Source organism: Sphingomonas sp. M1A8_2b (genome assembly GCF_053345535.1).
This window is the reverse complement of record NZ_JBKFAH010000001.1, coordinates 471,836-497,395: the sequence shown is the minus strand read 5'-3', so window position 1 is coordinate 497,395 and position 25,560 is coordinate 471,836. Positions and strand designations below refer to the sequence as shown.

Genomic DNA, 25,560 nt, shown 5'->3' with positions numbered 1-25,560 from the left:
GTCTTCTTTACAGCAGGGTCGGCTGGCGCGGCGCCGGATCGGGCGCGGCCTTTGCCTTGGGGGCAGCATAGGTTTTGGCGGCGGGGCGCTCAAGGCCGGTGTCCGTCACCGCGTCCACCACGCCGTCGCGGAAGTGGAGCGTCAACGTCCCCGCGTCGCGCGCCGACGTGGCGGACGCAAGCGTCTCGCCGCCGGGCCGCGCGGTGACGCGGGCATAGCCGCGGTCGAGGATCGCGTCGGGGTTGAGCGACTGGACCAGGCGCCACGTGGCATCGAGTTGCGCGCGCTTTGCTTCGAGTTTGCGTTCGAGGGTGGCAGGACGGAGAGCGGCGCCCGAGCGATCGAGACTCCCACGTGCCAGCGTCAAGCGACGCTCCAGCCCCCGATCCAGCCGCTGGCCGAAATCGTCCGCACGCTGGCGCTGCGGCCCAAGCAACTGGTCGCGCTTCGGCAACAGCCGCGACAGGGCATCGAGCCGCTCCCGCCCGCGCTCGACATAGCGGCGCGCGCAACGCTCCGTACGGTTGCGATGGCTGTCGATCGTCAGCCGCAGGTCGGCGAGCACCGGCACGGCGATCTCTGCCGCAGCGGTCGGCGTCGGCGCGCGGAGGTCGGCGGCGAAATCGCACAAGGTGGTGTCGGTCTCATGCCCCACCGCGGAGATGATCGGGATCGTGCAGGCCGCAACCGCGCGGACGACGACCTCCTCGTTGAACGACCACAGATCCTCGACCGAGCCACCCCCGCGCGCGACGATCACGAGGTCGGGGCGCGGCACCGCCCCGCCCGGCTGAATCGCGTCGAACCCGCGCACCGCGGCGGCGATCTCGGCGGCGGAACCCTCGCCCTGTACCTTCACCGGCCAGACGATCACGTGCGTCGGGCAGCGATCCTCGAGCCGGTGAAGGATGTCGCGGATGACGGCGCCCGTCCCCGAGGTGACGACGCCGATCACCTTCGGCATGAACGGCAGGCGCTTTTTCCGCGTGCCGTCGAACAGCCCCTCGCCCGCGAGCTTCGCCTTCAGTTTCTCGAGCAACGCCATCAGCGCGCCCGCGCCCGCCAACTCCATCCGCTCGATGACGATCTGGTATTTCGAGCGGCCGGGATAGGTGGTGAGCTTGCCGGTGGCGATGACCTCGATGCCGTCTTGTGGCACGAACGCGAGGCTCGACGCATTGCCCTTCCAGATGACGCCGTCGATCACCGCTTGGTCGTCCTTCAACGACATGTAACAATGCCCGGAGGCGACGCGCTTCCAACCGGAGATCTCGCCACGCAGCCGGACATGGCCGAATTCGCCCTCGACCATCCGCTTCAGCTTGAACGCGAGTTCGCCGACCGACATGGCGAGTGCGTTGTCGCCGGCGACCGGCTCGGCTACCAGCCGGCCCATGTCATTCGACACGACGTCATCGGAAAAGGGATCGGGCATGAACGTCCTGCTGCTGGGCTCGGGAGGGCGCGAACATGCGCTCGCGTGGAAACTGGTGCAATCGAGAGGTCTCGATACGCTGTATGCCGCGCCGGGCAACCCCGGGATCGCGCGGCTTGCGACGCTCGTGCCGCTCGATGCGACGGATCATAGCGCGGTGGTCGCCTTCGTGCACGAGCATGACGTCGGGCTGGTCGTGATCGGGCCGGAAGCGCCACTGGTCGACGGGCTCGCGGATTCGTTGCGCGCGGCCGACATTCCGGTGTTCGGGCCCTCGAAGGCGGCCGCGCAATTGGAGGGGTCGAAGGGCTTCACCAAGGACCTGTGTTTCCGCGCGAACATCCCGACCGCGGGCTATGTCCGCGTGAAGAGCCGCGAAGAGGCGGATATCGCGCTTGCCCGGACCTTCTCGCTACCGGTCGTCATCAAGGCGGACGGCCTCGCAGCCGGCAAGGGCGTCGTCATCGCGTTCAGCGCGGCCGAAGCCGATGCCGCACTCGACGCGTTGTTCGCGGATGGCGAAGCGGAAGCGGTGATCGAGGAATTCCTCGACGGCGAGGAGGCGAGCCTGTTCGTACTCACCGACGGCGTGTCGCTGATGCCGTTCGGCTCCGCGCAGGATCACAAACGCGTCGGCGAGGGCGATACCGGCCCGAACACCGGCGGTATGGGCGCGTACAGCCCTGCCCTCGTCCTGACGCCCGCGCTGGAGAAGCGCGCGATCGACGAGATCGTCGCGCCGACGGTGGCGGCGATGGCCGCGGAAGGCATGCCGTTCTCCGGCGTACTCTACGCGGGACTGATGCTGACGCCGCAGGGGCCGAAGCTGATCGAGTATAATGCGCGGTTCGGCGATCCCGAGACGCAGGTGCTGATGATGCGCTTCCAGGGCGACCTGCTCGCGACGATGCTGGCGACTGCTGAGGGACGGCTCGGCGACATGCCCGCGGCGCAGTTCAGCGAAGAAACCGCGCTCACGGTGGTGATGGCGGCGGAGGGGTATCCGGGCACGCCCAAGGCCGGGGGCGCGATCGTCGGGCTGGACTCGGCGCAAGCGGCGGGCGGTACGGTGTTCCATGCCGGCACGCGGATCGAGGATGGCGGGCTGGTCGCCTCTGGCGGACGCGTCCTAGCGGTGACCGCGACCGGCGACGACGTCGCGACGGCGCAGGCGAACGCGTATCGCGCGGTCGAGGCGATCGACTTCGCGGAAGGTTTTTATCGGCGCGACATCGGCTGGCGCGAGATCGCGCGGGCTGGCTGAGCGATGTCGCTCTTGTCTGCGGCAGGGCGCAGATCGCAAGGGCCGGCGCGCCGATTACCTCTCGCCGCACATCGTGCGTGACGCTACGGTATGGGAATGAACGAAACTTCTGCGACCTCCGCCTCCGGCATGAGCCTGCTGCCCGATGGCATCGCCACGCTGACCACGATCCATTTTGCGATCATCGCCGTACTCGCGATCCTCGTCATCATCGGATTGATCTGGGGCATCCGCGCGAAACGCAGCCGCGTACAGGCGTCGCGCGACGTGATCGCCAATGCGGCAGAGGCTGGCGTACCGCCCGAACCGATCACGCGGGCGCCTGCCTCGACGCCGGCGCCCACGTCTAAGCCCACGCCCACGTCTAAGCCCGCGCCCGCGCCTACGGCGGACCGCGGCGTAACGCCGTCGCAGAGTCAGGCCCAAACCCGAACTGCCGCGCCGATCCCGGTTGCGCCGGCACCGCCGCCCCTCGCGGACGCGCCGGCACCAGACTTCGATCGCCCGGCCGCCGAGCCGATCGTTCCAGCCTCGCCCGAGGCAGCACCAAGCCCCGCCCCGACACCGGCGCCCGCACCGGTCGAAACCTCCGCACCCGCCGCCAGCTATGCCGACGCGCCGGTGACCCAGTTGAAGGGTCTCGGCCCGAAGGTGGCGGCACGGCTCGCCGAACTGGGGGTGACGACGGTTGGCCAGATGGCTGCGCTCGGCGAGGCGGAGGCACAGCGCATCGACGCACAGCTCGGCGCCTTCACCGGGCGGATGGGCCGCGACCGCTGGATCGAGCAGGCGCGGCTGCTGGCCGCCGGCGACAAGGCCGGGTTCGAGGCGGTGTTCGGCAAGCTCTGACAAAGGCGCGCGCTCCACGGCGGTCTTCCGCACGGTTCAGGACGTCGCCTGCGTGCCAGGCGACAAGATTCCCCGCCTTTCGAGCGGTATAGCTCTGCTCGCAGCGTCGCTGCGCCGCCACGGTTCCCTTGTCGTGCCGGGCACAAGCGCCTAGCTCTCGAACCGCCGAGGCCATTTTGGCCGCGTGCAGGCCTGCCGAGGACCCGATCCGATGATCATCAAGAATCTCATGGTGCTGACTGCTGCGACCGCGATCCTCGCAGGGTGCGGCAAGCAGCCGTCCGACGACACCGGCAACGCGACCGCCAACGCGACCGCCGCGACCGCGGCCCCGGCCGCCACCCGGACGCGCGGCGTCGTCCAGACGGTCGCCGCGGATGGCGTGACGATCCAGACCTATGACGGCAAATCGGCCACCGTGCCGCTCGACGCGAAGACCGGTTTCGCCTGGGTCGTCGCGTCGAACCTGGCGAGCCTGAAGGACGGCGATTTCGTCGGCACCGCGACGACCGGCCCCGACGATGCGCTGCGCGCGGTCGAACTGGTCATCTTCCCTGAATCGATGCGCGGCTCGGGCGAGGGCCATTATGCCTGGGACGTTCCCGGCGTCGTCGCCGCCTCGGGTGGCGGTAGTTCGGGCGCGAGCGCGATGACCAACGGCACCGTGCAGGGCCAGAGCGCGATGACCAATGGCACGGTCGAGCCGCAGAGCGCGATGACCAACGGCACGGTGACCGGCAACGCGGGCAAGCCGGGCGAGAAGACGCTGACGATTTCGTACAAGGGCGGCAAGGCGCAGGTCCTCGTGCCCGCCGGCACACCGATCGTCCGGTTCGAACCGACGCAGCGCGCGGTCCTGGCGAAGGGTCAGAAGGTCTTCGCGGTGCAGACCGTCGGCACCCCCGGGGCAAAGTTCATCGCGATCGGCAAGGACGGTCTGACCCCGCCGATGTAAGCCTGCGCGACAGTAAGCCCGCGCGACCGGGTGGCAGTGCGCGCATCTCGGTTGCCTGAACATCCCAGGCAGCCGAGTTCGCGCTTGCACTCGGCATGTGAGAAACTCGCCGTAGACTAGGGCAGACGCACATTCGTCGCCATCGCGAAGCTTCGCCCCCCGGAAGGGAGGGAGCGAAAGCCGGTACCATCGGGATAGCCGCCCAGCGTGGTGCCGTTAATTCGGGAGCCAGTGCGACGGCGGCGTCAGCCCGGCCAGCTGCGGCTTCCAAGGCGGGCAGTTCACGCGAGCGCCCGGGCGGAAGCCGTGCAGCAGCCCAGTGTACCCTCTCCTCAGACCTCGCTGACGAGCAACTTGTCGATGCGGCGGCCGTCGAGGTCGACGATCTCGAACTTCCAGCCCTGCTCGACGAAGCTCTCGCCCTCGCCTGGCAGATGGCGGAACACCGACAGCGCCAGCCCGGCGACGGTCGCATAGTCGCGGTCTTCGGGCAGGTCGATGCCGAGGCGATCGGCGAGCGAATCCGCGGCCATCGTCCCCGCCACCAGTAGCGAGCCGTCGTCGCGCACCACCACAGACGGCGCATCGTCGGGGTCGGAATCCGACTTGAACTCGCCGGCGATCGCCGCGAGCAGGTCGGCGGGCGTGACGATCCCTTCGAAATGGCCGTATTCGTCGTGGATCAGCGCCATCGGCACTTCGGCTTCGCGGAGCGCCAGTAGCGCGTCCATCGCATCGATCTGATCGATCACCACCGGCGCCTTGCGCATCAGCACGCGCAGGTCGAGCGGTTCGCCGCGGAACAGCGCGGCAGCGATGTCGCGCGCCTGAACGACGCCCTGGACGCGGTCGATCGAACCGTCGCCGACCGGCAACCGGGTGTGTTGCGAGCCGAGCAAGGTCGTGCGGATCTCGTCGGCGGTGCCGTTGCAGTCGAGCCAGTCGATCTCGGTGCGCGGCGTCATCACCTCGCGGACCGGGCGATCCGCGAGGCGGACGACGCCCGAGATGATCGAGCGCTCATGCTCCTCGATGATCCCCGACTTGGAGGCCTCGGCGACGATCATGTGGAGTTCTTCGGCGGTGACGTGCTCTTCCGACTCGCGGTTGAGACGGAGCAGCTTGAAGATCAGCGCGCTGGTCGAATCGAGCACCAGCACGATCGGCGCGGTGCCGATCGCGAGCCAGCGCATGACCGGCGCCATGAACGATGCGATCGCCTCGGGCGAACGGAGCGCGAACTGCTTGGGGACCAGTTCGCCGATGATCAGCGATGCGTACGTCGTCAGGCCGATGACGATCGCGAACCCGGCGGTCTCGGCGGTCGACGCGGACAGTCCCAGCGCCTGCAACCGCGCCGCGGTCGGCATGCCGAGGCTCGATCCCGAATACGCGCCGGCTAGGATTCCAATCAGCGTGATGCCGATCTGGACGGTCGACAGGAACTTGCCCGGGTCGGCCGCGAGCACGAGTGCGGCGCGCGCGCCCTTCTTGCCCGAGCGCGCCATCGCCTCGAGCCGGGCTTTGCGCGCGGAGACGATCGCGAGTTCGCTCATCGCGAACACGCCGTTCAGCGCGACGAGCGCGAGGATGATCGCGACGTCGATCCAGGGGAAGGGGGGAAGCGGTGCCATTGGCTCAGGCGCTCTTTGCAGGACAACGGCCTGTCGCACAACCGTCCTTGCGCGTAGGACGTATCCCGGTCAGTGCGCAGGCGGAACAATCGTCGCCACGCCGGGTTATCGGCCGTATCGGGCATAACGCCGTCACCCACCATGCCCCAGGGAGATTATCCATGAAAACCAAGATGTTCGCAGGTGCCGCACTCGCCGCACTGATCGCCACCAGCGGCTGCACCACCGATCCGGAGACCGGTCGCCAGACCATCTCGAAGACCGCGCTCGGCGGCATCGGCGGCGCGCTCGGCGGCTATCTGCTCGGCGACGTGGTCGGTGGACGTCACGACCGTACCGAAAAGCTGCTCGGCGCGGGTATCGGCGGCCTCGCGGGTGCGGGGATTGGCGCGTACATGGACAAACAGGAGCGCGATCTGCGCGCACGCACCGCGGGTACCGACGTGCAGGTGATCCGCCAGGGCGACGACCTTGTGCTCAACATCCCGTCGGGCATTACCTTCGCCTATGACAGCGCCGACGTGCAGCCGCAGTTCCGGCGCACACTCGACCAGGTCGCCGACACGCTCGCGCAGTACAACCAGACGTATATCGACGTGTACGGCCACACCGATTCGACCGGCAGCGACGCGTACAACCAGACGCTGTCGGAGCGTCGCGCGCGTTCGGTCGCGGATTATCTGGCGGGCCACGGCGTGCAGCCCGCACGCATCGGCACGCGCGGCTACGGCGAAACGCAGCCGATCGCGTCGAACGACACCGACGCCGGACGCGCGGCCAACCGTCGCGTCGAGGTGAAGATCGTACCGATCTCGCAGAACGACATGCGGCAGTAAGCTGGGCCTATCGAGGGTATCCTCCCCGCGCCTACCGTTCCCCCGCGAAAGCGGGGGTCCAGGAGCCACGAACGTTACGACCGGTACCCTGGGCTCCCGCATTCGCGGGAGAACGAAGTTAAGCGGTGACCGGACGGTTCAGAACAGCCGGCCGCCGTCCGGCACCTGTCCAGTCGGCGAGATCAGCACCACCTTCCCGTCCACATCGGGGAAGCCGAGCGTCAGGACTTCGGACATCATCGGCCCGATCTGGCGCGGCGGGAAGTTGACCACCGCGGCGACCTGACGCCCGACCAGCGTCTCCGGCGTATAATGCTCGGTGATCTGCGCGGACGAGCGTTTCACGCCGATCTCGGCGCCGAAATCGATCCGCAGCTTGATTGCGGGTTTCCGCGCTTCGGGGAAGGGCTCGGCCGCGACGATCGTGCCGACGCGGATGTCGACCTTTTCGAAGTCGGGATAGGTGATCGAGTCAGAAATCGACATTGTCGTAATGCGCCGGGGGAGCGATCATTTCCATCCGTTCGGACAGCAACGGGCGGAAGCTCGGCCGGCTCTTGAAGCCGCGATACCAGCGCGCGGTCTGGTCGTGGCCCTTCCAGTCGATCCCGCCGAGATAATCGGTGACCGAAATCTGCGCGGCGGCGGCCAGGTCGGCGAGACTCATCGTCGCGCCGCCAAGCCAGTTCCGGTGATCCAGCAGGTAGTCCATGTAGTCGAGATGCCCGACCGCGGCCTTCATCGCTTCACGGAGCCCCTTGGCATCAGGCGCGGCGCGGTGCGCGAGACGCTTGACCATGCGCTCGTGGAGCAGCGGCCCGGTCACGTCGCGGTAGAAATGCGTGTCGAACCACGTGACGAGTCGGCGAATCTCGGCGCGGTTGGTCGCGGTGCCGTTGATCATCGCCGCCTTCTCGACGGTTTCCTCGAAGAACTCGCAGATCGCCATCGAATCGATAAGGGGAGCGACGCCGCGCGACGCATCGACCATCACCGGGGTCTGGCCGGCGGGGTTCATGTCCATGAACTCGTCGCGGCGATCCCAGGGCGATTCGCGGACCAGTTCGTAACCGATCCCCTTCTCGCCCAGCAGCAGGCGCACCTTTCGCGAGAAGGGACACAGGGGGAATTGATAAAGCTGCCACATGCCATCCGTTTAGGCGGTGGGGGGCGGCTGTGTCACTAGCGCGGGTTGGATGGCGTTGCGTTTGTGGCGATAAGATTTGTTCGCGCAGAGGCGCAGAGAGCGCGGAGGTGTTGCGCTTGTCGCGAAGCACTCATTTCTGCAACGCGCGTTGGGGTGCAAGTGGCCCGTTTCGGGCGCCCCCCTCCGCGTCCTCTATGCCTCTGCGCGAAACCAACTTACTACACTACCCCGGCGAAGGCCGGGGCCCAATTGGGGGACGTCGCTAACGAAGGACGGCGCTCCGTTATTGTGACCTTGCCAATTGGGCCCCGGCCTTCGCCGGGGTGGTACATTGCAGCCGAGGCTACTCTGCAGCTACCAACTCGGCGCTGTCATCCAGCGGGTGGCTCAGACGGGTCAGCATTTCCTTCGGAACGATCTGCCAGAAATGCGGTGCCACCCGGTCCCAGTCCTCGAGCAGGCCCTTCGACCACTTACTGTCGGTATGGTCCGCGTGATCGCGAACCAGGTCGAGCAGGACGTCGGCCCAGTGGAGCGACTTCACGCGGTCCCAGGTGATGTTCTCCGGGTTGGCGCGCTTCGCGAAGACGCCGTCGGGATCGTAGACGAACGCCATGCCGCCAGTCATCCCCGCACCGAAGTTCGCACCGACCGCGCCGAGCACCACGGCGATGCCGTTGGTCATGTACTCGCACCCGTTCGCGCCGCAGCCTTCGACGACCACGCTCGCACCCGAATTGCGCACCGCGAACCGCTCGCCCGCCTGCCCCGCCGCGAACAGCCGTCCGCTGGTCGCGCCGTACAGCACGGTGTTGCCGATGATCGTGTTGTCCTGCGACGCCAGCGGTGAACTCACCGCCGGGCGGACGATGATCGTGCCGCCCGAGAGGCCCTTCCCGACATAGTCGTTCGAATCGCCGAACACTTCGAGCGTGATCCCTTTGCACAGGAACGCGCCGAGCGACTGGCCCGCAGACCCGCGCAAACGGATCGTCACGTGGTTGTCCGCCAGCGTCGACATCCCGAACTTCCGCGTGATCTCCGACGACAGCCGCGTCCCCACCGCGCGGTGCGTGTTGCGCACCGAATAGGTCAGCTGCATCTTCTCGCCGCGCGAGAACACCGCGGACGCGTCCTTGATGATCTGCGCGTCGAGGCTGTCGGGGACTTCGTTGCGGAACGTCGACAGGCTGAACCGCCGCTGCGAATCGTCGGCATCGACCTTCGCCAGGATCGGGTTCAGGTCGAGATCGTCGAGATGCTCCGCCCCGCGGCTGACCTGCCGCAACAGCTCGGTCCGCCCGATCACGTCGTCGAGGCTCTTGACGCCGAGCCGCGCGAGGATGTCGCGGACTTCCTCGGCGATGAAGGTCATCAGGTTGATCACCTTCTCGGGCGTGCCGACAAACTTCTGCCGCAGCGCGTCGTTCTGCGTGCAGATGCCGACCGGGCACGTGTTCGAATGGCACTGCCGGACCATGATGCAGCCCATCGCGACCAGCGAAAGCGTGCCGATCCCGAACTCCTCCGCGCCGAGGATCGCGGCGATGACGATGTCGCGCCCGGTCTTCAGCCCGCCATCGGTCCGCAACCGCACACGCCCGCGCAGCCCGTTGAGCGTCAGCACCTGGTTGACCTCCGACAGGCCCATTTCCCACGGCGTGCCCGCGTACTTGATCGAGGTTTGCGGCGAAGCGCCGGTGCCGCCGACATGGCCGGCGATCAGGATCACGTCGGCATGCGCCTTCGCCACACCCGCAGCCACGGTGCCGATGCCCGCCGACGAGACCAGCTTCACGCAGACACGAGCGCGCGGATTGATCTGCTTCAGGTCGTAGATGAGCTGGGCGAGATCCTCGATCGAGTAGATGTCGTGATGCGGCGGCGGCGAGATCAGCGTCACGCCCGGCGTCGCATGGCGCAGCTTGGCGATGAACTCGGTCACCTTGAAGCCGGGCAGCTGGCCGCCCTCGCCGGGCTTGGCGCCCTGCGCGACCTTGACCTCGATCTCCTCGCACGCGTTCAGATATTCCGCGGTCACGCCGAACCGCCCGGACGCGACCTGCTTGATCGTCGAGTTCGCGTTATCGCCGTTCGCGTAGGGCACGAAGCGCGACTTGTCCTCGCCGCCCTCGCCCGAGACGGCCTTGGCGCCGATCCGGTTCATCGCGATCGCCAGCGTCTCGTGTGCCTCGGGCGACAGCGCGCCGAGCGACATGCCGGGGGTGACGAAGCGCTTGCGGATCTCGGTGATCGCCTCGACCTGGTCGACCGGCACGCCCTCCGCGGGGAAGTTGAACTGGAGCAGATCGCGCAGGTACACCGGCGGCAGGTCGGACACGCCGCGCGAGAACTGGATATAGCTGGTGTAGCTGTCCGTCGCGACCGCGGTCTGGAGCAGGTGCATCAGCTGCGCGGAATAGGCGTGCGTCTCGCCGGTATGGCGCTGGCGATAGAAGCCGCCGATCGGCAGCGTTGCGACACTCGCGTCGAACGCCGCCTCGTGGCGCTGCGTCGCATTGACGTGGAGCGACGCGTAACCCTCGCCGCTGATCTTTGCGGGCATGCCGGGGAACAGGTCGTTGACCAGGCTGCGCGATAGGCCGACCGCCTCGAAATTATAGCCGCCGCGGTAGGACGAGATGACCGCGATGCCCATCTTCGACATGATCTTGAGCAGCCCCTCCTCGACCGCGACACGGTGGCGGCGGAGGCATTCGGCGAGGTCGAGATCGCCGAACAGCCCGCGCGACTGGCGATCGACGATCGCGGCCTCGGCGAGATAGGCGTTCACGGTGGTCGCGCCGACGCCGATCAGCACGGCGTAATAATGCGTGTCGAGGCACTCGGCCGAGCGGACGTTGATCGACGCATAGGAGCGCAAGCCGCGGCGAACGAGGTGCGTGTGCACCGCGGCGACGGCGAGCACTCCGGCGATGCCGACGCGGTCCTCGGAGATCGCTTCGTCGGTGAGGAAGATCTCGCTCTTGCCCTGCCGCACCGCCTGCTCCGCCTCGTTGCGGATCCGCTGGATCGCCGCGCGCAGCTTTTCGGGGCCGCCACCGACGTCGAACGTGCAGTCGATCTCGGCAACCGCGTTACCGAAATGCGCCTTCAGCCGCGACCAATGCTCGCCCGTCAGCACCGGCGAATCGAGCACGAGGACGCGCTCGCGCTGGTCGCGCACGTCGAGGATGTTGGCGAGATTGCCGAACCGCGTCTTGAGCGACATCACGTGCCGCTCGCGCAACGGATCGATCGGCGGGTTGGTGACCTGCGAGAAGTTCTGGCGAAAGAACTGGCTGATCAGCCGCGGCTTGTCCGAGATCACCGCGAGCGGCGTGTCGTCGCCCATCGATCCGATCGCTTCCTTCGCGGATTCGACCATCGGCGACAGGATCAGCTCCATGTCCTCCATCGTCTGCCCCGCCGCGACCTGACGGCGCGCGAGCTCGGCGCGATCATAGCGTACGACCGCGTCCTCCACCGAGGGAAGATCGGCGAGCGTATGAAATTCGCCGATCATCGCAGCGTAGTCCGCCTCCCCGGAGATGCGATCCTTCACTGCGCGATCCTGGAGCAGGCGACCTTCGTCGAGGTCGACCGCGATCATCTCGCCCGGTCCGAGGCGGCCCTTGGCGACGATCGTCGATTCGGGAACGACGACCATCCCGCTTTCCGACCCGACGATCAGCAGGCCGTCCGAGGTCAGCGTATAACGGAGCGGACGCAGCGCGTTGCGGTCCATGCCGGCGACCGCCCAGCGGCCATCGGTCATCGCCAGCGCGGCTGGGCCGTCCCACGGCTCCATGACGCTCGCGAGATACTGGTACATCGCGGTATGCTCGGGCGGCATGTCCGGGCTGGCGGCTTCGGGGACCAGCATCAGCTTGGCGGTCGGCGCATCGCGGCCCGAGCGGCAGATCGCCTCGAAAACGGCATCGAGCGCGGCGGTGTCGGACGCGCCGGCGGGGATCACCGGCTTGATGTCCTCCGAATTGTCGCCGAATGCGAGGCTCGCCATGCGGATCTCGTGGCTGAGCATCCAGTTCTTGTTGCCGCGGATCGTGTTGATCTCGCCGTTATGCGCGAGGCAGCGGAACGGTTGCGCCAGCCACCATTGCGGGAAGGTGTTGGTCGAATAGCGCTGATGGAAAATCGCGACGCGGCTTTCGAAACGCTGGTCGCACAGGTCCGGGTAGAAAACCGACAGCGATTCGGCGAGGAACAGCCCCTTGTAGATGATCGAGCGGCACGACAGCGAACAGATGTAGAAACCCTGGATCTGCGCCGCGATGACGCGCTTCTCGATCCGGCGGCGGACGAGATACAGCGTCTTCTCGAACTCGGCGGCGTCCTGTTCCTCAGGGAGCGGCCCGGCGATCATGATCTGCTCGATCTCGGGGCGCGTCGCCTGCGCCTTCTGGCCGATCACCGACACGTCGACCGGCACCTGGCGCCAGCCATAGATGGTGTAGCCCGCCTCGATGATCGCGCTCTCGACGATCGTCCGGCAATCCTCCTGCGCGCCGAGATCGGTACGCGGGAGGAAGATCATCCCCACCGCGAGCCGGTTCGGCCGCACCTTGTGCCCCGACGCGGCGACCGCATCGTCGAAGAAGCGCAGCGGCAGGTCGATGTGCAGACCCGCGCCGTCACCGGTCTTGCCGTCCGCATCGACCGCACCGCGGTGCCACACGGCCTTCAATGCATCGACCGCGGACTGCACGACGCGCCGCGACGCGCGGCCATCGGTGGCGGCGACGAGACCGACGCCGCACGCATCGCCCTCGAATTCGGGGCGGTACATGCCCTCCGCAGCGAGGCGGGCGCGTTCCGCGTCCATGTGGGCGGTGTCCATATGAACGGTGTCCATCTTGGTCATCGTCACTTCTTCTTCGGTTCGAGCGCGGCGATCTGCTTGGCGAAGTCGGCAACGTTCGCCCGCACGCCGGTCATCGAGTTCGCCATCATCGTCCGTTGCCAAGCGCCGACATCGGGGTCGGCCATGATCGTGTAGGATTGCTGCATGTAGAGCCGGCCGGTCGGCGACTGGAAGAACGCCTTGATCTCACGCATCTGGGCGACATCGAAGCGTCGCGCATAGGCACGCGCCATCGCGTCGGACATGCGAGGCAACCCGTCGCGCATCATCGTCATGGTTTGCGTCTGTTGGCGCGCCATGAACGTGTCGAACAGCGCCTTCACCCGGGGATCGCCGTTCATCGCCTTGGCGAAATCCGGGTTCTGCATCATGCCCTGTCGCAGATTGGCGAGCATCGGTGTCATCATGCTCTCGACCATCTGCGCGCGGGTCGCGGGCGGCATGAGAATGTCGAGCAGGTCGTGTGCCGCCGCGAGACGCGTCGGGTCGACCGCCGTCGTGGCGGCGGGAGCAGTCTGCGCGTGCGCTACCGACGGGAGAACCGCCGATGTCAGCAGCATCGCGCCAAGATACCGGCGCATCATGCCGCCACCCGCGCGTTGGCCGCCTTGGTCTTTAGCCATTTGTGCATCGTCGCCGCCACATCGCGGCCGTCGCGGATCGCCCAGACGACGAGGCTCGCCCCGCGGACGATGTCGCCCGCCGCGAACACGCCGTCGAGCGAGGTCATCAGCGTCTTGCCGTCGACCAATACGGTGCCCCAGCGGCTCACGCCCAGTTCCGGCGTTGCGAACAGCGTCGGCAGGTCCTCGGCATCGAAACCGAGCGCCTTGATCACGAGATCGGCGTCGACCGAATAGTCGCCGGCAGGATCTGGCTCGGGCGCACGACGGCCGCTCGCATCGGGGGCACCGAGACGCATCTTCCGCACCTTGACGCTCGACACGGTATCGCCACCGTCGAAGCTCTGCGGGCCGGAGAGCCAGACGAACTCGACGCCCTCCTCCTCGGCGTTGGCGACTTCGCGCTGCGATCCGGGCATGTTGGCGCGGTCGCGGCGGTAGAGGCATTTCACCGAGTTCGCGCCCTGGCGGATCGCGGTACGGACGCAGTCCATCGCAGTGTCGCCGCCACCGATCACGACGACGTCTTTGCCCTCGGCATTCAGGCTGCCGTCGTCGAAGGCGGGAACGGCATCGCCGAAGCCCTTGCGGTTCGACGCGACGAGGAAGTCGAGCGCGGCGACCACGCCATTGGATCCGCCACCGGGCAGGTCCATCGCGCGTGCCTTGTAAACGCCGGTCGCGATCAGGATCGCGTCGTGGCGCTGACGCAGATCGTCGAGGCTCGCATCGTGACCGACCGCGAAGCCTTCGTGGAAGACGATGCCGGCCGCCTTCAGTCGCTCGACGCGGCGCATGACGATCGGCTTTTCCAGCTTGAAGCCGGGGATGCCGTAGGTGAGCAACCCGCCCGCGCGGTCGTAGCGATCGTAGACATGGACGTCGTAGCCGTGCCCGCGCAGATATTCCGCCGCGGTCAAACCTGCCGGGCCCGCGCCGATCACGCCGACCGACTGCCCGCGCGACTTGCCCGGCACCAACGGCTCGACCCAGCCATTCTCCCAGGCGGTATCGGTGATGAACTTCTCGACCGAACCGATCGTGACCGCGCCGTGCCCCGTGAATTCGATGACGCAATTGCCTTCGCACAGCCGGTCCTGCGGGCATATGCGGCCGCAGATCTCGGGCATGGTCGAGGTCGCGTTGCTCAGCTCATACGCCTCGCGCAAGCGCCCTTCCGCGGTCAGCCGGAGCCAGTCGGGGATATGGTTGTGCAGCGGGCAATGGACCGAGCAATAGGGCACGCCGCACTGCGAACAGCGCCCGGCCTGCTCCTCGGCGGGCGCGACCGCGTATCGCTGCGCGATCTCGCGGAAATCTTCCTGTCGCTCGTCCGCGGTACGCTTGTCCGGGTAGGATTGCTCCCGCGCGACAAACTTTAGCATCGAATCGTTCGCCATACATGCCTCCGACAGCCGCGTTATTGCGCTGCGGAAGGCTTGTCACGGCTAAAACTGCATTTATGTAAGCATGTATGCCCTATAAAAGCTCAAACACCAGCTGATTTTCTGATAATCAATCGCATCAAACCTTATTAGGCCCGTTACGGTCTTACTTGCTCAGCAGCCAGATCAGCGCGGCGGAGCCGGCGACCACGCGGTACAATGCGAATGGCACGAACCCGTGCTTGGTGACGATCCCGACGAACCACTTCACCACCAGCAGCGCGACGACGAACGACACCGCAGCGCCGATCGCGATCGCACCCAGCCCGACACCGCCGCCACTCGCGATCGCGTCGCGGTTCTTGAGCAGTTCGAGCGCACTCGCGCCTAGCATCGTCGGGATCGCGAGGAAGAAGCTGAACTCCGCCGCGGTGCGCCGCTCGACACCCAGCGCCAGCGCACCGAGAATGGTCGCGCCCGACCGGCTGACGCCCGGGATCATCGCCAGGCACTGCAGGAAACCGATACCGATCACGGTCTTGAGCGGAATGTCCGCAACGCCGCTGATGTCGCTGCGCGGCGCGAACCGCTCGACCGCGAGGATCGCGAAACCGCCGACGATCAGCGCGATCGCGACGACCTCGGCATTGCCGAGCAGCGCTTCGATATATTTGTGCAGCGCCAGCCCGATCACCGCCGCCGGAATGAACGCCACGATCAGGTTGCGCAGGAACAGCCAGGACTTGGGCTCACGACGCACCAGCCCCATGCCGACCGCCCAGAACGTCCGCCAGTACAGCACGACGATCGCGAGGATAGCGCCAAGCTGGATCACGACGTTGAACACTTCCCAGCGCCCCGCGTCATAGCCGAGCAGCCGCGTCGCGAGGATCAGATGCCCGGTCGACGACACGGGCAGGAATTCGGTGATCCCCTCGACGATGCCGAGCAGGATGACGGTGATGAGATCGGTCAAGCGGAAGCTCCGGCGCGGTAGGTCAGGGTCGGTCGGTCAGCACGCTCTTAGCGCGAAAAGATCAGGCCGTCCTCGTGTCCGCACGCGTTTCGGCGCGACGACCGAACCGCCCGGCCTTGCGAAAACGCACCAGCCAGCCCGGCGCGACGGTCGACAGCGGCGTCGCCTCGATCCCGAACGCCGCCAGACCGTCGATTCCGGTGACGATGTTGTCGCTCTGCAACATCGTCCACTGATCCTTGGTGATCGGCGCGCCCGGCAGGAAACCGGCCCTGGCGATCAGCGCGCCCGCGAAATCCGGGAGCTCGACGATCGACGGATCGCGGCCGATCGTCTTGGCGATCCAGCGGATCAGATTGCCCATCGTGATGATGTCCGGCCCGCCGAGTTCCAGCGTCTGCCCGCCGAAGGTTCCGGGCGCCGACGCCACCGCGACGATCGCATCGGCGACGTTGCCGACGAACACCGGCTGGAACTTCGCCCCCGCGCGCAGCACCGGCACAACCGGGGCCTTGGCGATCATCCCGGCAAAGCGGTTCACGAACTGGTCTTCCTGGCCGAATACGATCGACGGCCGCAGGATCGTCGCGGTCGGGAACGCGCGCAGCACCGCCGCCTCGCCCTGCCCCTTCGACTTGCCGTACGCCGAGGCGGACTCCGGATCCGCGCCGATCGCCGAGACATGGACGAGCGCGCCGACGCCGGCCTTCGCTGCGGCCTCCGCGACGGTCTGCGCACCGAGCGCCTGAATCCGCTGAAAATCGCCCGCGAGCACGCCGACCAGGTTCACCACCACGTCCGAGCCGTGGACCGCATGCGCGATCGTCTCGGGCTTGGTCACGTCGGCGCCGACGAACTGCGTCTGACCGAGCCCGCCGAGCGGCTTCAGGAAGAAGGCCTGCCGTGGATCGCGCTGCGCGATCCGGACGCGCGCGCCCGTCGCCAGCAGCGCCTGTGCGACATAGCGGCCGACGAAACCGCCGCCCCCGATCAACGTCACCAGTTTGTCGTTCATCGCCCGTCCGTCCGTTTCTTGTGCCTGCCGATTGCGTGACAACCCCTTGCCCCAGCAAGAGGCGTGTTGACAAGCATCAGGACCCTCCCCTAGAGGCGCCCTCCTACCCCGTGCCCGGATGGCGGAATTGGTAGACGCACCAGCTTCAGGTGCTGGCGATCGCAAGGTCGTGGAGGTTCGAGTCCTCTTCCGGGCACCAGGGTCCCCCCGCGGTTGGGGGACCCATCCGATCCCCCATAGATCGACCAAGGCTCAGTATTTTTCTGCGGTGAAACGGACCCGGAAAAACCACGAAATGTCCGCCGGCCTAATCCATATTTCAATCTCAAGCCCTTCGTCCTGGCTTTCCTTAACCGGACCCACGGCCCTTTGTTTCGATGCACGTAGACGCTCCGCTTGAGCCTCCCCCAAAAAAACCGGCGGAATTACCGATCAGTAACTCGACAGCATGTCCGCAATGAGGACAGTAAATTTGGCTCTTCTGGAAGAGTTCGCGATAATGGTAATTGCCAACGCCATTGAATCTAATTGCTTTCGCAAAATATTGTTACCGAGACCTTTCCTGATTGGAAAATTGTTCGACAGATTGTTTTACAAGATCTCGTCGTTGTAAAGTATTGCCGCTTGCAATGTTGGATTTTGTTGCTCAGATGTTCTCGCTGCGCAAGCGGGTGGAGGGAGCAGCATGGTTCAGACGGCGAACGGCGAACACAGGTCGGGCTTCTCGCACTGGCTGCGAACCGGTAGGCGGCCGACAGCAATAAGCCCCGAGGGGATCGAACTCAAATTCAATCCTTGGCACGACCCCGAAGACGGTCGGTTCACCTTCGTAGGCGCAGGAAGCCATTATGGATCGAGCGCAGCCGATCCAGCTGACGAACCGGGTGCTCGTGCATCTGCCCGGATCGACGGCCCACCGAGCATGGGCGATCGCAGAAAGTCGCACGCCGCTAAACTGTCAAATTCAAAAGCATTGCGGGCCGGAGCGCCGGTCGGCGATGGTAAGCGTACGGTTAAGCGCGGGCCCTCCGAGGCTCACCCCCAAAGCGACGCCGTATCGCGGCCCGGTAGCCCGCCAAACCCGGTTGCTGAATTCGTCGGTGGCGTCGGTGAAGGGCTTTACGACGTCGGGAAGGAAACGGTGACGGAAGTTCATGCGGCACTGACGACAAATCCAGCGACCACGATTCGCAACGCCGGCCGCGGGATTGCAGGCATGATCGATACCGTTATCGCCGCTGAGAACACGCCGGCTCGTATCCAGGTTTCGCGAGCAGCGGAGGCAATCGCCAACGCCTCGGCACGTGATATCGGTCGTGCCACGGGAGCGGTCGCCGGAAACGTTGCATTGGCAGTCGCGCCGGGGGCAGCGCTCTCCAAGGTTCCGCATTGCGCAGCCTTCGCATGGCGCGGCCGCGCTCGACCTTTGCTCCGCCGCAGATCGCTTGGGTGAAAGAGACGATCAGGTCCGACCAACCTTGGAAAGCCTATAACGACGCCGCCACCGGCTCGCGAGCCGGTCAGGCTGGCCGAGTTGGACGCGCTGCGCGATGCGAGGGATTGAAGGCGATGGCACCGGCGCGAGAACGATCTGAAGATCGCGCGATCCCGGTGCCGAGAACGTTCGATGAGTGGCGCTCGATATGAATTATCCAACAATCTGGGTGCCCAGCTTTATCCCCGATTGGGCGCCAGGGCCTTACCCACGGTTGGGTGGCCCATGCACACCCCATCGATTGACGAGGGCGTGGCATTTTCGGCGTTGAAATTGCCGCAGAAGAACTGCGGCATTCGCCGACCCAACCCTCCGCTCAAGCCCTTCATTCCAGCTTCCCCTAGCCGGAATCCACGGTTCTCTGCATCAGTGGTTATTGGCGACGCTGGCGCTCGACGGCGAGCCTGCCTGCCTACCAGCGGCTCTCCGCACGAAAGGGCGGCGCTCACGCTGGTCTTGGCGGGCTTGGCGAAGTCCGATCAAGGGCAAGACTGACCCAATTTCGGACACGCGATCGAGACGCGCGCTTCCTTGGCAATCGCCGCATTTCCCGGGCAGATTCAGTCCGGGCGCCGCGACGACGGCATCCCGCGGGAATTCAGGCTGATCTAAAGCAATCAAAATGGACTGATCTCGTCGCGAGGCGGCTTCCCAACTCGACTATCTTGGATTAAACGCCTTAGTTACGTCCCATGTGGTTGAACACATTGTCGACTCTCGTTACGGGAGCAATAGACAATGGAGTGTAACATGGCCGAAGAAACCACCGACCTGAATGCGGTAGAGCTCGCAACCGAACTGACGATCGCGTGGCTCGGCAACCCCAACACGCGTAGTTCGGCCGAAGATGTGCCGGCCTTCCTCGGCAAGATGCACGAGACGGTCACTACCCTGCTAGGTGGCACGGCCGATGCCGCGCCGGCCGAAACCGTGACCGAATATACGCCGGCAGTAACCGTGCGCAAATCGCTCGCGTCGAAGGACCACATCATCTCGATGATCGACGGCAAGTCTTACAAGACGCTGCGTCGCCATCTCGCGACCCACGGCATGACGCCCGCCGAATATCGCGAGCGCTACGGCCTGAAGCCCGACTATCCGATGGTGGCCGAGAATTACTCGGAAAGCCGCCGCGCGATGGCCAAGAAGATCGGCCTTGGTCGCAAGCCCGGCGCGCGCAAGGCCGAGGCCGCGCCTGCGCCGGCCGCCACCCGCAAGCGCAAGACGGACACCGTCGGCGCCGAGTAATCGCCGAGACCTTCGGTGCCACGGTCAGGCACCGACAGACCTGAAAACGGCCCGGTATCGCGAGATGCCGGGCCGTTTTCATGGCATCTGGCGTCGATACCGCGATTACTTCCCGAACACACCGCGACGGTAAAGCAGCGTGATCGCCACGCGCCGGTTGCGCGGGTCGGCGGGATCCTTGACGATCAGCGGTTCGCGGTCGGCAACGCCTTCGATCCGCTCGAACCGTTCCTCCGGGGTGCCGCCCCGCAGCAGCCGGCGACGCGTCGCCTCGGCACGGCCCGACGACAGCATCCAGTTGTTCATCGCGCGCGGATCGCCGTACGGCACGCTGTCGGTATGGCCCCGGATCATGATCGGGTTATGCATCCCCGCAATCGACGTCGCGATCATCCCGATCAGGTCGCCCGCCTCCGGATCGAGCGCAGTCGTGCCGAGCGCGAACATCGAATAATCCGCATCGTCGACCAGATCGATCCGCATGCCGTCCTGCGTCGGCACGAAGCGGACGTGGCTGGCGAGCCGCGACAGCTTGGGCGAGGCGTTGATCTGGCTCAGCACGCGCTTGCGCATCGATTCGAAGTTCTTGCGATCCTCTTCGTTGAGCGCCTGCCGGTTCTTGACCGAGCCCTTCTCGCCGGTGCCCATCGCCGGGCCACCCTTGCCCGCATCGGGGATCGCGATCTGCGGCATGCTGGTCTGGCCCGCCTTGGGGCCGATCTTGTTCTTGTCGAGGATCGATTCGCCTCCGAACAGCGCACCGCCGCCGATCCCGAGCGACCGCGTATCCAGCAGCGTCGGCGCGAAATAATCGGCGATGCCCTTGCGCTGTTTCTCGGTCGTAGCGCCGAGAATCCACAGCAGCAGGAAGAACGCCATCATCGCGGTCACGAAATCGGCATAGGCGACCTTCCAGGCGCCACCGTGATGACCGCCATGACCCTCGATATAGACCTTCTTGTAGATGATCTTGGGTGGCTGGTTGGTGCCGTGCGGGGCGCGGGCCATCGTTCTACTTCCCTCCCGCCTTACTTACCACGGAGCCCGTCGAAGACTTCGGCGAAGCCCGGCTGGTTCTTGTGCGCGATCCCCGAGCGCGCGGCCTCGATCACCAGCGGCTGCGGATGGCCGTGGAGCGAGGCGATGATGATCTGCTTGACCACGCCGTAGATCGCGGCGTCGGCATCGAGCACCTGCTTCAGCCGGTTGGCGAGCGGCGCGACCATGCCGTACGCCAGCAGCACGCCCATGAACGTGCCGACCAGCGCCGAACCGATCATCGCGCCGAGGATCGACGGCGGCTTGTCGATCGAGCCCATCGTCTTCACCACGCCGAGCACCGCGGCGACGATGCCGAGCGCGGGCAGCGCGTCGGCGAGGCTGGTCAGCGTCGTGTAGGCGCTTTCCTCCTCGTGATGATGCGTCTTGATCGAGTGATCCATCACCTCCTCGACCGCGTGGACGTCGAGCGTACCCGACGACACCACCACCAGCCGCAGCGTGTCGGCGATCAGGTTGATGAGCGCCGTGTCCTTCAACAGCTTGGGATATTCGGCGAACACCGCCGACGACTGGGGATCCTCGACATGCGGTTCGAGCGCGATCGGCCCGTCCATCCGCAACATCTTCATCAGCTTGCTGACGAGAAAGATGACGTCGAGAAAATCCTGCTTCTTGTATTTGGGGCCCTTGAAGACCTTGCCGAGCCCGGCACCCAGGCCTTTCAGTTCCTTGCCGGAATTGCCGATGATCAGCGCGCCGGCCGCGGCGCCGCCGATGATCAGCATCTCGTGCGGGATCGCCTCCAGGACGGGGCCGAGAGCGCCGCCGGTGAAGGCGAATCCGCCGAACACCATGACGAGAAGAACGACGATGCCGATAACCGGAAACATGGTGCTGGAAATTCCCCCTGGGCCGACATTGGCAGATACGTAGCCCGAGAATTAACCGGACTTCGTAGCCATCCGGTTACCAGACACGCGCCTCAGCGAAGATAATCGAACAAAGACAGCGCCGAGAGCTTCGTAAAGCTCGCCTGGGTCGCCGACAGGATGGTCATCGTCTTCTGCAGCTCGACGACCGTGCTCGTGATATCGGTATCCTCGAGCCCCGAACGGGTCGCCTCGCGGTCCGCCGCGACATCGGTCAGCCGCGAACTCTCCAGATCGACGCGGGCCGCGCGCGCCCCGAGCGACGCCTGCACGGTCGAGACCTGATCCGAGGCCGCGCTGATATCGGCGAGCGACGTATCGAGCGAACTCGGCTTGAAGTCGTCCGATTGCAACGCGGTCGCGATCGCCGACAGCATCGCCAGCGTATTGGTGCCGCCCTCGATGCTGCCATCGGGCTTGGTCGTGCCGCCGACCGTGAAGATCCGCGCCGCGGTTTCGTTGGCCTGCACGCTCTGGCCGTCGGCGATCGGAATCCCCGACACCGGCTTCGATGCCAGCGCGTAGCTGCCATCGGCCGCGACAGCGACTGCCGCCACCCCGTCCGACCCGCCGAACAGCGCCTGTCCGCGCGCATCCTTGGCATTGGCGATATTCGTCAGCGAGGCGACGATCCCGGCGATCTGCTCGCCGATCGCCTTGCGATCCACCGCGTTGAGCGTGCCGTTCTTCGCCTGCGTGATCAGCGCGGTCGCGCTCTGCAACTGGTCGGACATCGCGCTGAGGCTGGTATCGCCCTGCTTCAGGACCGATTCGGCGGTGCCGAGATTGGCGACATAGGCCTTGTCGCTGGCGGTATCGCGCGCAAGCCCGGCGAGACGCTGGTACGCGACGCTGTCCTGCGACGGCGCGGAAAATCGCTTGGTGCTCGAAATCTGCGTCTGCAACGCGTCCGCCTTGCCGGCGAGCGACGTCATCGCGCTCGATGAGCGGTCGTAGAATAGGCTGGTCGCGATCTGCATGGGCGTTACCGGATCTCGAGGATGGTCTGGAAGGTGTCGCGCGCGGTCTGGATCACCCGGCTCGACGCCTGATAGGCCTGCTGGAAGCGCAGCAGATCGACCGCTTCGCTATCCAGATCGACACCCGAGGCCGACGCGAGCGCGCTGACCGCGCCATCGCGAATCGCACTCTGCGCATCGGCGACGGTCGTGCGCTGTTGGAGCGCGGCGGCATTGCCGGCGATCAGGTTGGTGGTGCGCGTTTCGAAACCGCCGCTCGACCGGGCCGCCTGCAACGCGGTCAGGTTCGACGCGTCGCGGATACCACCGGTCGCACCGGCGGCGGCGATGCCGCGGGGATCGGTCAGCGCAACCGAAATGTCGGTCGGGGGATCGCCGGTCGTAAACAGCGGCGCGCCGGCGTTGCCGTCGAGATCGCTCCCCTGCGCCTGGACCGCATTGACCTTCGTCGCGAAATCGGTGGCGATCGCGTTCAGCCCTTCGCGCGCCGCGGCGAGCCGTTGCGCGCCCTCGGCGAACCCGGCGAGCGCACCGCCGGTCGGCGACAGCGTCGAGGTGGCACCGCCCTGCGTGACCGTGAACTGCACCGCGCCGTCGTCGTTGCGGGAGAACGATGCCTGACCGCTGGTGGAGCCGACCACGAACGCAGGTCCGGCCGGACCGCCGAGCCGCACCGTTGCGCGCCCGAGATCGTCGAACGCGGTGGTCACGTCGGTCAGCGTGCTCATCTGTTCGAGCACCTGATCGCGCTGGTCGGCGAGTTGCGCCGCAGTCGACGAACCCGGCTGCGAGCGGGCGATACCGTCGTTGATCTTGGCGAGCGCGGTGCCGAGCGAATTGAGCGACTGGACCGCCTGCGTCGCCGACGAATCGAGGTCGGCGGATGCGGTGTCGAGCGCCTTGCCGGTGGTCGCGAAGGCGGCGGCAGCGCTGCCGGCCGCTTCGAGCATCATCGCGCGGGCAGGGATCGAGGTTGGGTCGGCGGACAATGTCTGCGCCGCGCCGAAGAAACTGGTCAGTCGATCGCCAAGCTTGTTGTCACCGAGCGACGATTCGATCCGGCTCATCCACGTGATGCTGGTTTCGGTCTTGGCCAGATCGGTGCCGGCGCTGCGGACCGCCTGCGACCGGTACGCGTCGGCGCTGCGAGCGATGCCCACCACCGTAACACCGCTGCCGGTCGACAAGCCGCGCGCAGCGATCCCGCCGCCGATCGACGCCACCTCACCAAGCGTCGCGGTCCGCCGGGTATAGCCCGCGGTGCCGGTGTTCGCGATGTTCTCCGACACCGTGGACAGCGCGGTCTGATACGCGCGGACGCCCGACGCGCCGATCGAAAGGAGATCGCTCATGGCGGTGAGTCTGTCGCGGCCGGGTTAAGATCGGATTGAGATTTGCTGAGAAAATCGGTCATCGCCTTGCCGATGCCGAGCGGCGTATGCTCGGCCATCGACTTCGCGATCAGCCCGTCCTGCATGTCGGTGAAGGTGTCGATCGCCTTCGAATCGAAGATCGGATCGGCCAGCTTCGCCTGCCGCATGCTCTTCAGCATCATGCCGGTGAAGACCGCCTCGAACTTCTGCCCGGCCTTGTCGAGATTGTCCTTCGACTTGAGCCGGCTCGTATCGGTCGAGATCCCGGTCGTCGCAAGCGTCGCCGACGGGGTGGGGGTGATCGCGCTCACAGGACGATCAACTCGGCCTTGAGCGCGCCGGCTTCCTTCAGCGCCTCGAGGATCGCGACCAGGTCGGCCGGCGATGCGCCGATCGCGTTGACCGCCTTGACGATGTCGGCAAGCTTGGGGCCTGGCGCGAGCAGGAACATCGGCCGACGCTCCTCCTCGACCGCGACCGCGCTGTTCGGGACGATCGCGGTCTGGCCCTGGCTGAACGGCGCGGGCTGGCTGACCTGTGGTTTCTCGTCGATCCGCACCGTCATCTTGCCATGCGTGATCGCCGCCGGCCCGACCCGGACCGCGGAGTTGATGACGACGGTGCCGGTGCGCGCGTTGACGATCACCTTGGCCGAGGGCTCTGCGGAGACCACGTCGAGATTCTCGATCGTCGACATCAGCGTGGCACGGACGTCGGCGCCGATCGGCGCGCGCACCGCGACCGACACCGCGTCGATCGCCTGCGCGCTGCCGAAGCCGAGCTTGGAATTGATCGCGCCCGCGACATTCTGCGCGGTGGTGAAATCGGCACGCGCCAGATTGAAGGTCAGCATCGGCGCGCTGTCGAACCCGGTCGCGACCGCGCGTTCGACGGTGGCACCCTCGGGGATGCGCCCGGTCGAGGGCACGTTGACGACGATCTTCGATCCGTCAGCACCTTCGGCACCGAGGCCACCCACGGCGAGGTTGCCCTGCGCCATCGCGTAGATCTGGTTGTCCGCCCCCAGCAGCGGCGTCATGATCAGGCTGCCGCCGCGGAGCGACTTGGCCTTGCCCATCGACGCGACGGTGATGTCGAGCCGCTGGCCGGGTTTCGCGAACGGCGGCAGTTCGGCGGTGATCATCACCACCGCCGCATTCTTCATGCCGGGATTGGCGGTCGGCGGCAGCTGCAATCCGAAGCGCGAGGCGACCGCCTTCAACGACTGCACGGTGTATTCGAGATTGTCGTCGCCGGTGCCGGGAAGCCCCACGACGATGCCGTAGCCGGTCAGCTGGTTCGATCGGATTCCCTGGAACCCGCCCAGATCCTTGATCCGGTCGGCCGAGGCCGGGCCTGCGATCAGGCACCCGGCGAGGATAGCGAAGAGAAAGCGGATCATGGAAAACCTCAAGCCGGAACACGTGCCCTCACCCTTCGCCGCCTTCGGCGTCTCTCCCTCTCCCCTGAGGGGAGAGGGAAGGGGCCCGGCCGGCACTTGCCGGGTGGGAAGGGTGAGGGCACGCCGC

At 66.3% G+C, this 25,560-nt stretch carries 21 protein-coding genes and 1 tRNA gene; 7 read left to right on the top strand and 15 right to left on the bottom strand.

Features of this window, described 5'->3' with window-relative positions; translation table 11 throughout:
* Nucleotides 1-7: 7 nt before the first annotated feature.
* Nucleotides 8-1,435 (bottom strand): exodeoxyribonuclease VII large subunit, encoded by a 1,428-nt coding sequence (gene xseA / locus ACLBWL_RS02475; protein WP_447789930.1) that lies wholly within the window; start codon nt 1,433-1,435, stop codon nt 8-10.
* On the opposite strand from xseA, the gene purD reads away from it, so the two are divergent.
* From purD to ACLBWL_RS02460, 3 genes are all read left to right on the top strand, one after another.
* Complete coding sequence (gene purD, locus ACLBWL_RS02470) at nt 1,434-2,699, top strand: phosphoribosylamine--glycine ligase (protein WP_447789928.1); 1,266 nt, start codon at nt 1,434-1,436, stop codon at nt 2,697-2,699. The genes xseA and purD overlap by 2 nt on opposite strands.
* 96 nt (nt 2,700-2,795) lie before the next feature.
* Entirely contained in the window at nt 2,796-3,548 is a 753-nt protein-coding gene (locus ACLBWL_RS02465) for a hypothetical protein (protein ID WP_447789926.1), read from the top strand.
* A 211-nt stretch (nt 3,549-3,759) separates the two neighbouring features.
* The gene (locus tag ACLBWL_RS02460) at nt 3,760-4,503 is read left to right on the top strand and encodes a hypothetical protein (protein WP_447789924.1); all 744 of its coding nucleotides are present in this window, start codon (nt 3,760-3,762) and stop codon (nt 4,501-4,503) included.
* Nucleotides 4,504-4,835: 332 nt separating this feature from the next.
* Here the strand turns inward: ACLBWL_RS02460 and ACLBWL_RS02455 are convergent, their stop codons facing one another.
* Nucleotides 4,836-6,137 (bottom strand): hemolysin family protein, encoded by a 1,302-nt coding sequence (locus ACLBWL_RS02455; protein WP_447789922.1) that lies wholly within the window; start codon nt 6,135-6,137, stop codon nt 4,836-4,838.
* 161 nt (nt 6,138-6,298) lie between these two features.
* On the opposite strand from ACLBWL_RS02455, the gene ACLBWL_RS02450 reads away from it, so the two are divergent.
* A complete protein-coding gene (locus tag ACLBWL_RS02450) occupies nt 6,299-6,973 on the top strand; it encodes an OmpA family protein (RefSeq protein WP_447789921.1) in 675 nt (224 codons plus the stop codon).
* A gap of 138 nt (nt 6,974-7,111) precedes the next feature.
* Here the strand turns inward: ACLBWL_RS02450 and ACLBWL_RS02445 are convergent, their stop codons facing one another.
* From ACLBWL_RS02445 to ACLBWL_RS02415, 7 genes are all read right to left on the bottom strand, one after another.
* Nucleotides 7,112-7,459 carry a tRNA-binding protein gene (locus ACLBWL_RS02445; RefSeq protein ID WP_447789919.1) on the bottom strand — a complete coding sequence of 116 codons (348 nt, stop codon included), beginning with the start codon at nt 7,457-7,459 and terminating at the stop codon, nt 7,112-7,114.
* Nucleotides 7,446-8,120 (bottom strand): glutathione S-transferase family protein, encoded by a 675-nt coding sequence (locus tag ACLBWL_RS02440; protein WP_128455683.1) that lies wholly within the window; start codon nt 8,118-8,120, stop codon nt 7,446-7,448. Before ACLBWL_RS02440 ends, ACLBWL_RS02445 begins: the two co-directional genes overlap by 14 nt.
* A gap of 343 nt (nt 8,121-8,463) precedes the next feature.
* Nucleotides 8,464-12,996, bottom strand: coding sequence for a glutamate synthase large subunit (gene gltB, locus ACLBWL_RS02435; protein ID WP_447791955.1), 4,533 nt, complete (start codon nt 12,994-12,996; stop codon nt 8,464-8,466).
* An 11-nt stretch (nt 12,997-13,007) separates the two neighbouring features.
* Complete coding sequence (locus ACLBWL_RS02430; protein WP_447789917.1) at nt 13,008-13,628, bottom strand: DUF2059 domain-containing protein; 621 nt, start codon at nt 13,626-13,628, stop codon at nt 13,008-13,010.
* Nucleotides 13,586-15,028, bottom strand: a complete 1,443-nt coding sequence (locus tag ACLBWL_RS02425; RefSeq protein WP_447789915.1) for an NAD(P)-dependent oxidoreductase — start codon at nt 15,026-15,028, stop codon at nt 13,586-13,588. Before ACLBWL_RS02425 ends, ACLBWL_RS02430 begins: the two co-directional genes overlap by 43 nt.
* Before the next feature lie 151 nt (nt 15,029-15,179).
* A complete protein-coding gene (locus tag ACLBWL_RS02420; RefSeq protein WP_447789913.1) occupies nt 15,180-15,989 on the bottom strand; it encodes an undecaprenyl-diphosphate phosphatase in 810 nt (269 codons plus the stop codon).
* A 61-nt stretch (nt 15,990-16,050) separates the two neighbouring features.
* The gene (locus ACLBWL_RS02415; protein WP_447789911.1) at nt 16,051-17,004 is read right to left on the bottom strand and encodes a complex I NDUFA9 subunit family protein; all 954 of its coding nucleotides are present in this window, start codon (nt 17,002-17,004) and stop codon (nt 16,051-16,053) included.
* Nucleotides 17,005-17,116: 112 nt separating this feature from the next.
* Between ACLBWL_RS02415 and ACLBWL_RS02410 the strand changes: the two genes are divergently transcribed.
* From ACLBWL_RS02410 to ACLBWL_RS02400, 3 genes are all read left to right on the top strand, one after another.
* Nucleotides 17,117-17,203 (top strand) — tRNA-Leu (locus tag ACLBWL_RS02410).
* Between the two features lie 486 nt (nt 17,204-17,689).
* Nucleotides 17,690-18,457 (top strand): hypothetical protein, encoded by a 768-nt coding sequence (locus ACLBWL_RS02405; protein WP_447789909.1) that lies wholly within the window; start codon nt 17,690-17,692, stop codon nt 18,455-18,457.
* 792 nt (nt 18,458-19,249) lie between these two features.
* On the top strand, nt 19,250-19,747 hold the full coding sequence (locus tag ACLBWL_RS02400) for a MucR family transcriptional regulator (protein WP_447789907.1): 498 nt from the start codon (nt 19,250-19,252) through the stop codon (nt 19,745-19,747).
* A gap of 105 nt (nt 19,748-19,852) precedes the next feature.
* Here ACLBWL_RS02400 and ACLBWL_RS02395 read toward each other — a convergent pair whose 3' ends face one another.
* The 6 genes from ACLBWL_RS02395 to ACLBWL_RS02370 all read right to left on the bottom strand — a co-directional run bounded on the left by ACLBWL_RS02395 (nt 19,853) and on the right by ACLBWL_RS02370 (nt 25,433).
* Complete coding sequence (locus ACLBWL_RS02395; RefSeq protein WP_447789905.1) at nt 19,853-20,755, bottom strand: flagellar motor protein MotB; 903 nt, start codon at nt 20,753-20,755, stop codon at nt 19,853-19,855.
* 20 nt (nt 20,756-20,775) lie between these two features.
* Nucleotides 20,776-21,639 carry a flagellar motor stator protein MotA gene (motA, locus tag ACLBWL_RS02390; RefSeq protein WP_447789903.1) on the bottom strand — a complete coding sequence of 288 codons (864 nt, stop codon included), beginning with the start codon at nt 21,637-21,639 and terminating at the stop codon, nt 20,776-20,778.
* Between the two features lie 92 nt (nt 21,640-21,731).
* Entirely contained in the window at nt 21,732-22,658 is a 927-nt protein-coding gene (locus ACLBWL_RS02385) for a flagellin N-terminal helical domain-containing protein (protein WP_447789901.1), read from the bottom strand.
* Nucleotides 22,659-22,663: 5 nt separating this feature from the next.
* Nucleotides 22,664-24,010: a flagellar hook-associated protein FlgK gene (flgK, locus tag ACLBWL_RS02380; RefSeq protein WP_447789899.1), complete on the bottom strand. Its 1,347-nt coding sequence runs from the start codon at nt 24,008-24,010 to the stop codon at nt 22,664-22,666.
* Nucleotides 24,007-24,342, bottom strand: coding sequence for a rod-binding protein (locus ACLBWL_RS02375; protein WP_447789897.1), 336 nt, complete (start codon nt 24,340-24,342; stop codon nt 24,007-24,009). Before ACLBWL_RS02375 ends, flgK begins: the two co-directional genes overlap by 4 nt.
* Nucleotides 24,339-25,433, bottom strand: coding sequence for a flagellar basal body P-ring protein FlgI (locus ACLBWL_RS02370; protein ID WP_447789895.1), 1,095 nt, complete (start codon nt 25,431-25,433; stop codon nt 24,339-24,341). The genes ACLBWL_RS02375 and ACLBWL_RS02370 overlap by 4 nt, the downstream gene beginning before the upstream one ends.
* Nucleotides 25,434-25,560 lie beyond the last annotated feature (127 nt).

What these genes read in the sequence shown, in the direction of transcription:
- ACLBWL_RS02395 (WP_447789905.1), bottom strand. Translation starts at nt 20,755, where the DNA reads ATGGCCCGCGCCCCGCACGGCACCAACCAGCCACCCAAGATCATCTAC.
- ACLBWL_RS02430 (WP_447789917.1), bottom strand. Translation starts at nt 13,628, where the DNA reads ATGGCTAAAGACCAAGGCGGCCAACGCGCGGGTGGCGGCATGATGCGC.
- motA (WP_447789903.1), bottom strand. Translation starts at nt 21,639, where the DNA reads ATGTTTCCGGTTATCGGCATCGTCGTTCTTCTCGTCATGGTGTTCGGC.
- ACLBWL_RS02385 (WP_447789901.1), bottom strand. Translation starts at nt 22,658, where the DNA reads ATGCAGATCGCGACCAGCCTATTCTACGACCGCTCATCGAGCGCGATG.
- purD (WP_447789928.1), top strand. Translation starts at nt 1,434, where the DNA reads ATGAACGTCCTGCTGCTGGGCTCGGGAGGGCGCGAACATGCGCTCGCG.
- ACLBWL_RS02440 (WP_128455683.1), bottom strand. Translation starts at nt 8,120, where the DNA reads ATGTGGCAGCTTTATCAATTCCCCCTGTGTCCCTTCTCGCGAAAGGTG.
- gltB (WP_447791955.1), bottom strand. Translation starts at nt 12,996, where the DNA reads ATGGACACCGTTCATATGGACACCGCCCACATGGACGCGGAACGCGCC.
- ACLBWL_RS02405 (WP_447789909.1), top strand. Translation starts at nt 17,690, where the DNA reads ATGGTTCAGACGGCGAACGGCGAACACAGGTCGGGCTTCTCGCACTGG.
- ACLBWL_RS02370 (WP_447789895.1), bottom strand. Translation starts at nt 25,433, where the DNA reads ATGATCCGCTTTCTCTTCGCTATCCTCGCCGGGTGCCTGATCGCAGGC.
- flgK (WP_447789899.1), bottom strand. Translation starts at nt 24,010, where the DNA reads ATGAGCGATCTCCTTTCGATCGGCGCGTCGGGCGTCCGCGCGTATCAG.
- ACLBWL_RS02455 (WP_447789922.1), bottom strand. Translation starts at nt 6,137, where the DNA reads ATGGCACCGCTTCCCCCCTTCCCCTGGATCGACGTCGCGATCATCCTC.
- ACLBWL_RS02425 (WP_447789915.1), bottom strand. Translation starts at nt 15,028, where the DNA reads ATGGCGAACGATTCGATGCTAAAGTTTGTCGCGCGGGAGCAATCCTAC.
- ACLBWL_RS02415 (WP_447789911.1), bottom strand. Translation starts at nt 17,004, where the DNA reads ATGAACGACAAACTGGTGACGTTGATCGGGGGCGGCGGTTTCGTCGGC.
- ACLBWL_RS02460 (WP_447789924.1), top strand. Translation starts at nt 3,760, where the DNA reads ATGATCATCAAGAATCTCATGGTGCTGACTGCTGCGACCGCGATCCTC.
- ACLBWL_RS02445 (WP_447789919.1), bottom strand. Translation starts at nt 7,459, where the DNA reads ATGTCGATTTCTGACTCGATCACCTATCCCGACTTCGAAAAGGTCGAC.
- xseA (WP_447789930.1), bottom strand. Translation starts at nt 1,435, where the DNA reads ATGCCCGATCCCTTTTCCGATGACGTCGTGTCGAATGACATGGGCCGG.
- ACLBWL_RS02450 (WP_447789921.1), top strand. Translation starts at nt 6,299, where the DNA reads ATGAAAACCAAGATGTTCGCAGGTGCCGCACTCGCCGCACTGATCGCC.
- ACLBWL_RS02465 (WP_447789926.1), top strand. Translation starts at nt 2,796, where the DNA reads ATGAACGAAACTTCTGCGACCTCCGCCTCCGGCATGAGCCTGCTGCCC.
- ACLBWL_RS02400 (WP_447789907.1), top strand. Translation starts at nt 19,250, where the DNA reads ATGGCCGAAGAAACCACCGACCTGAATGCGGTAGAGCTCGCAACCGAA.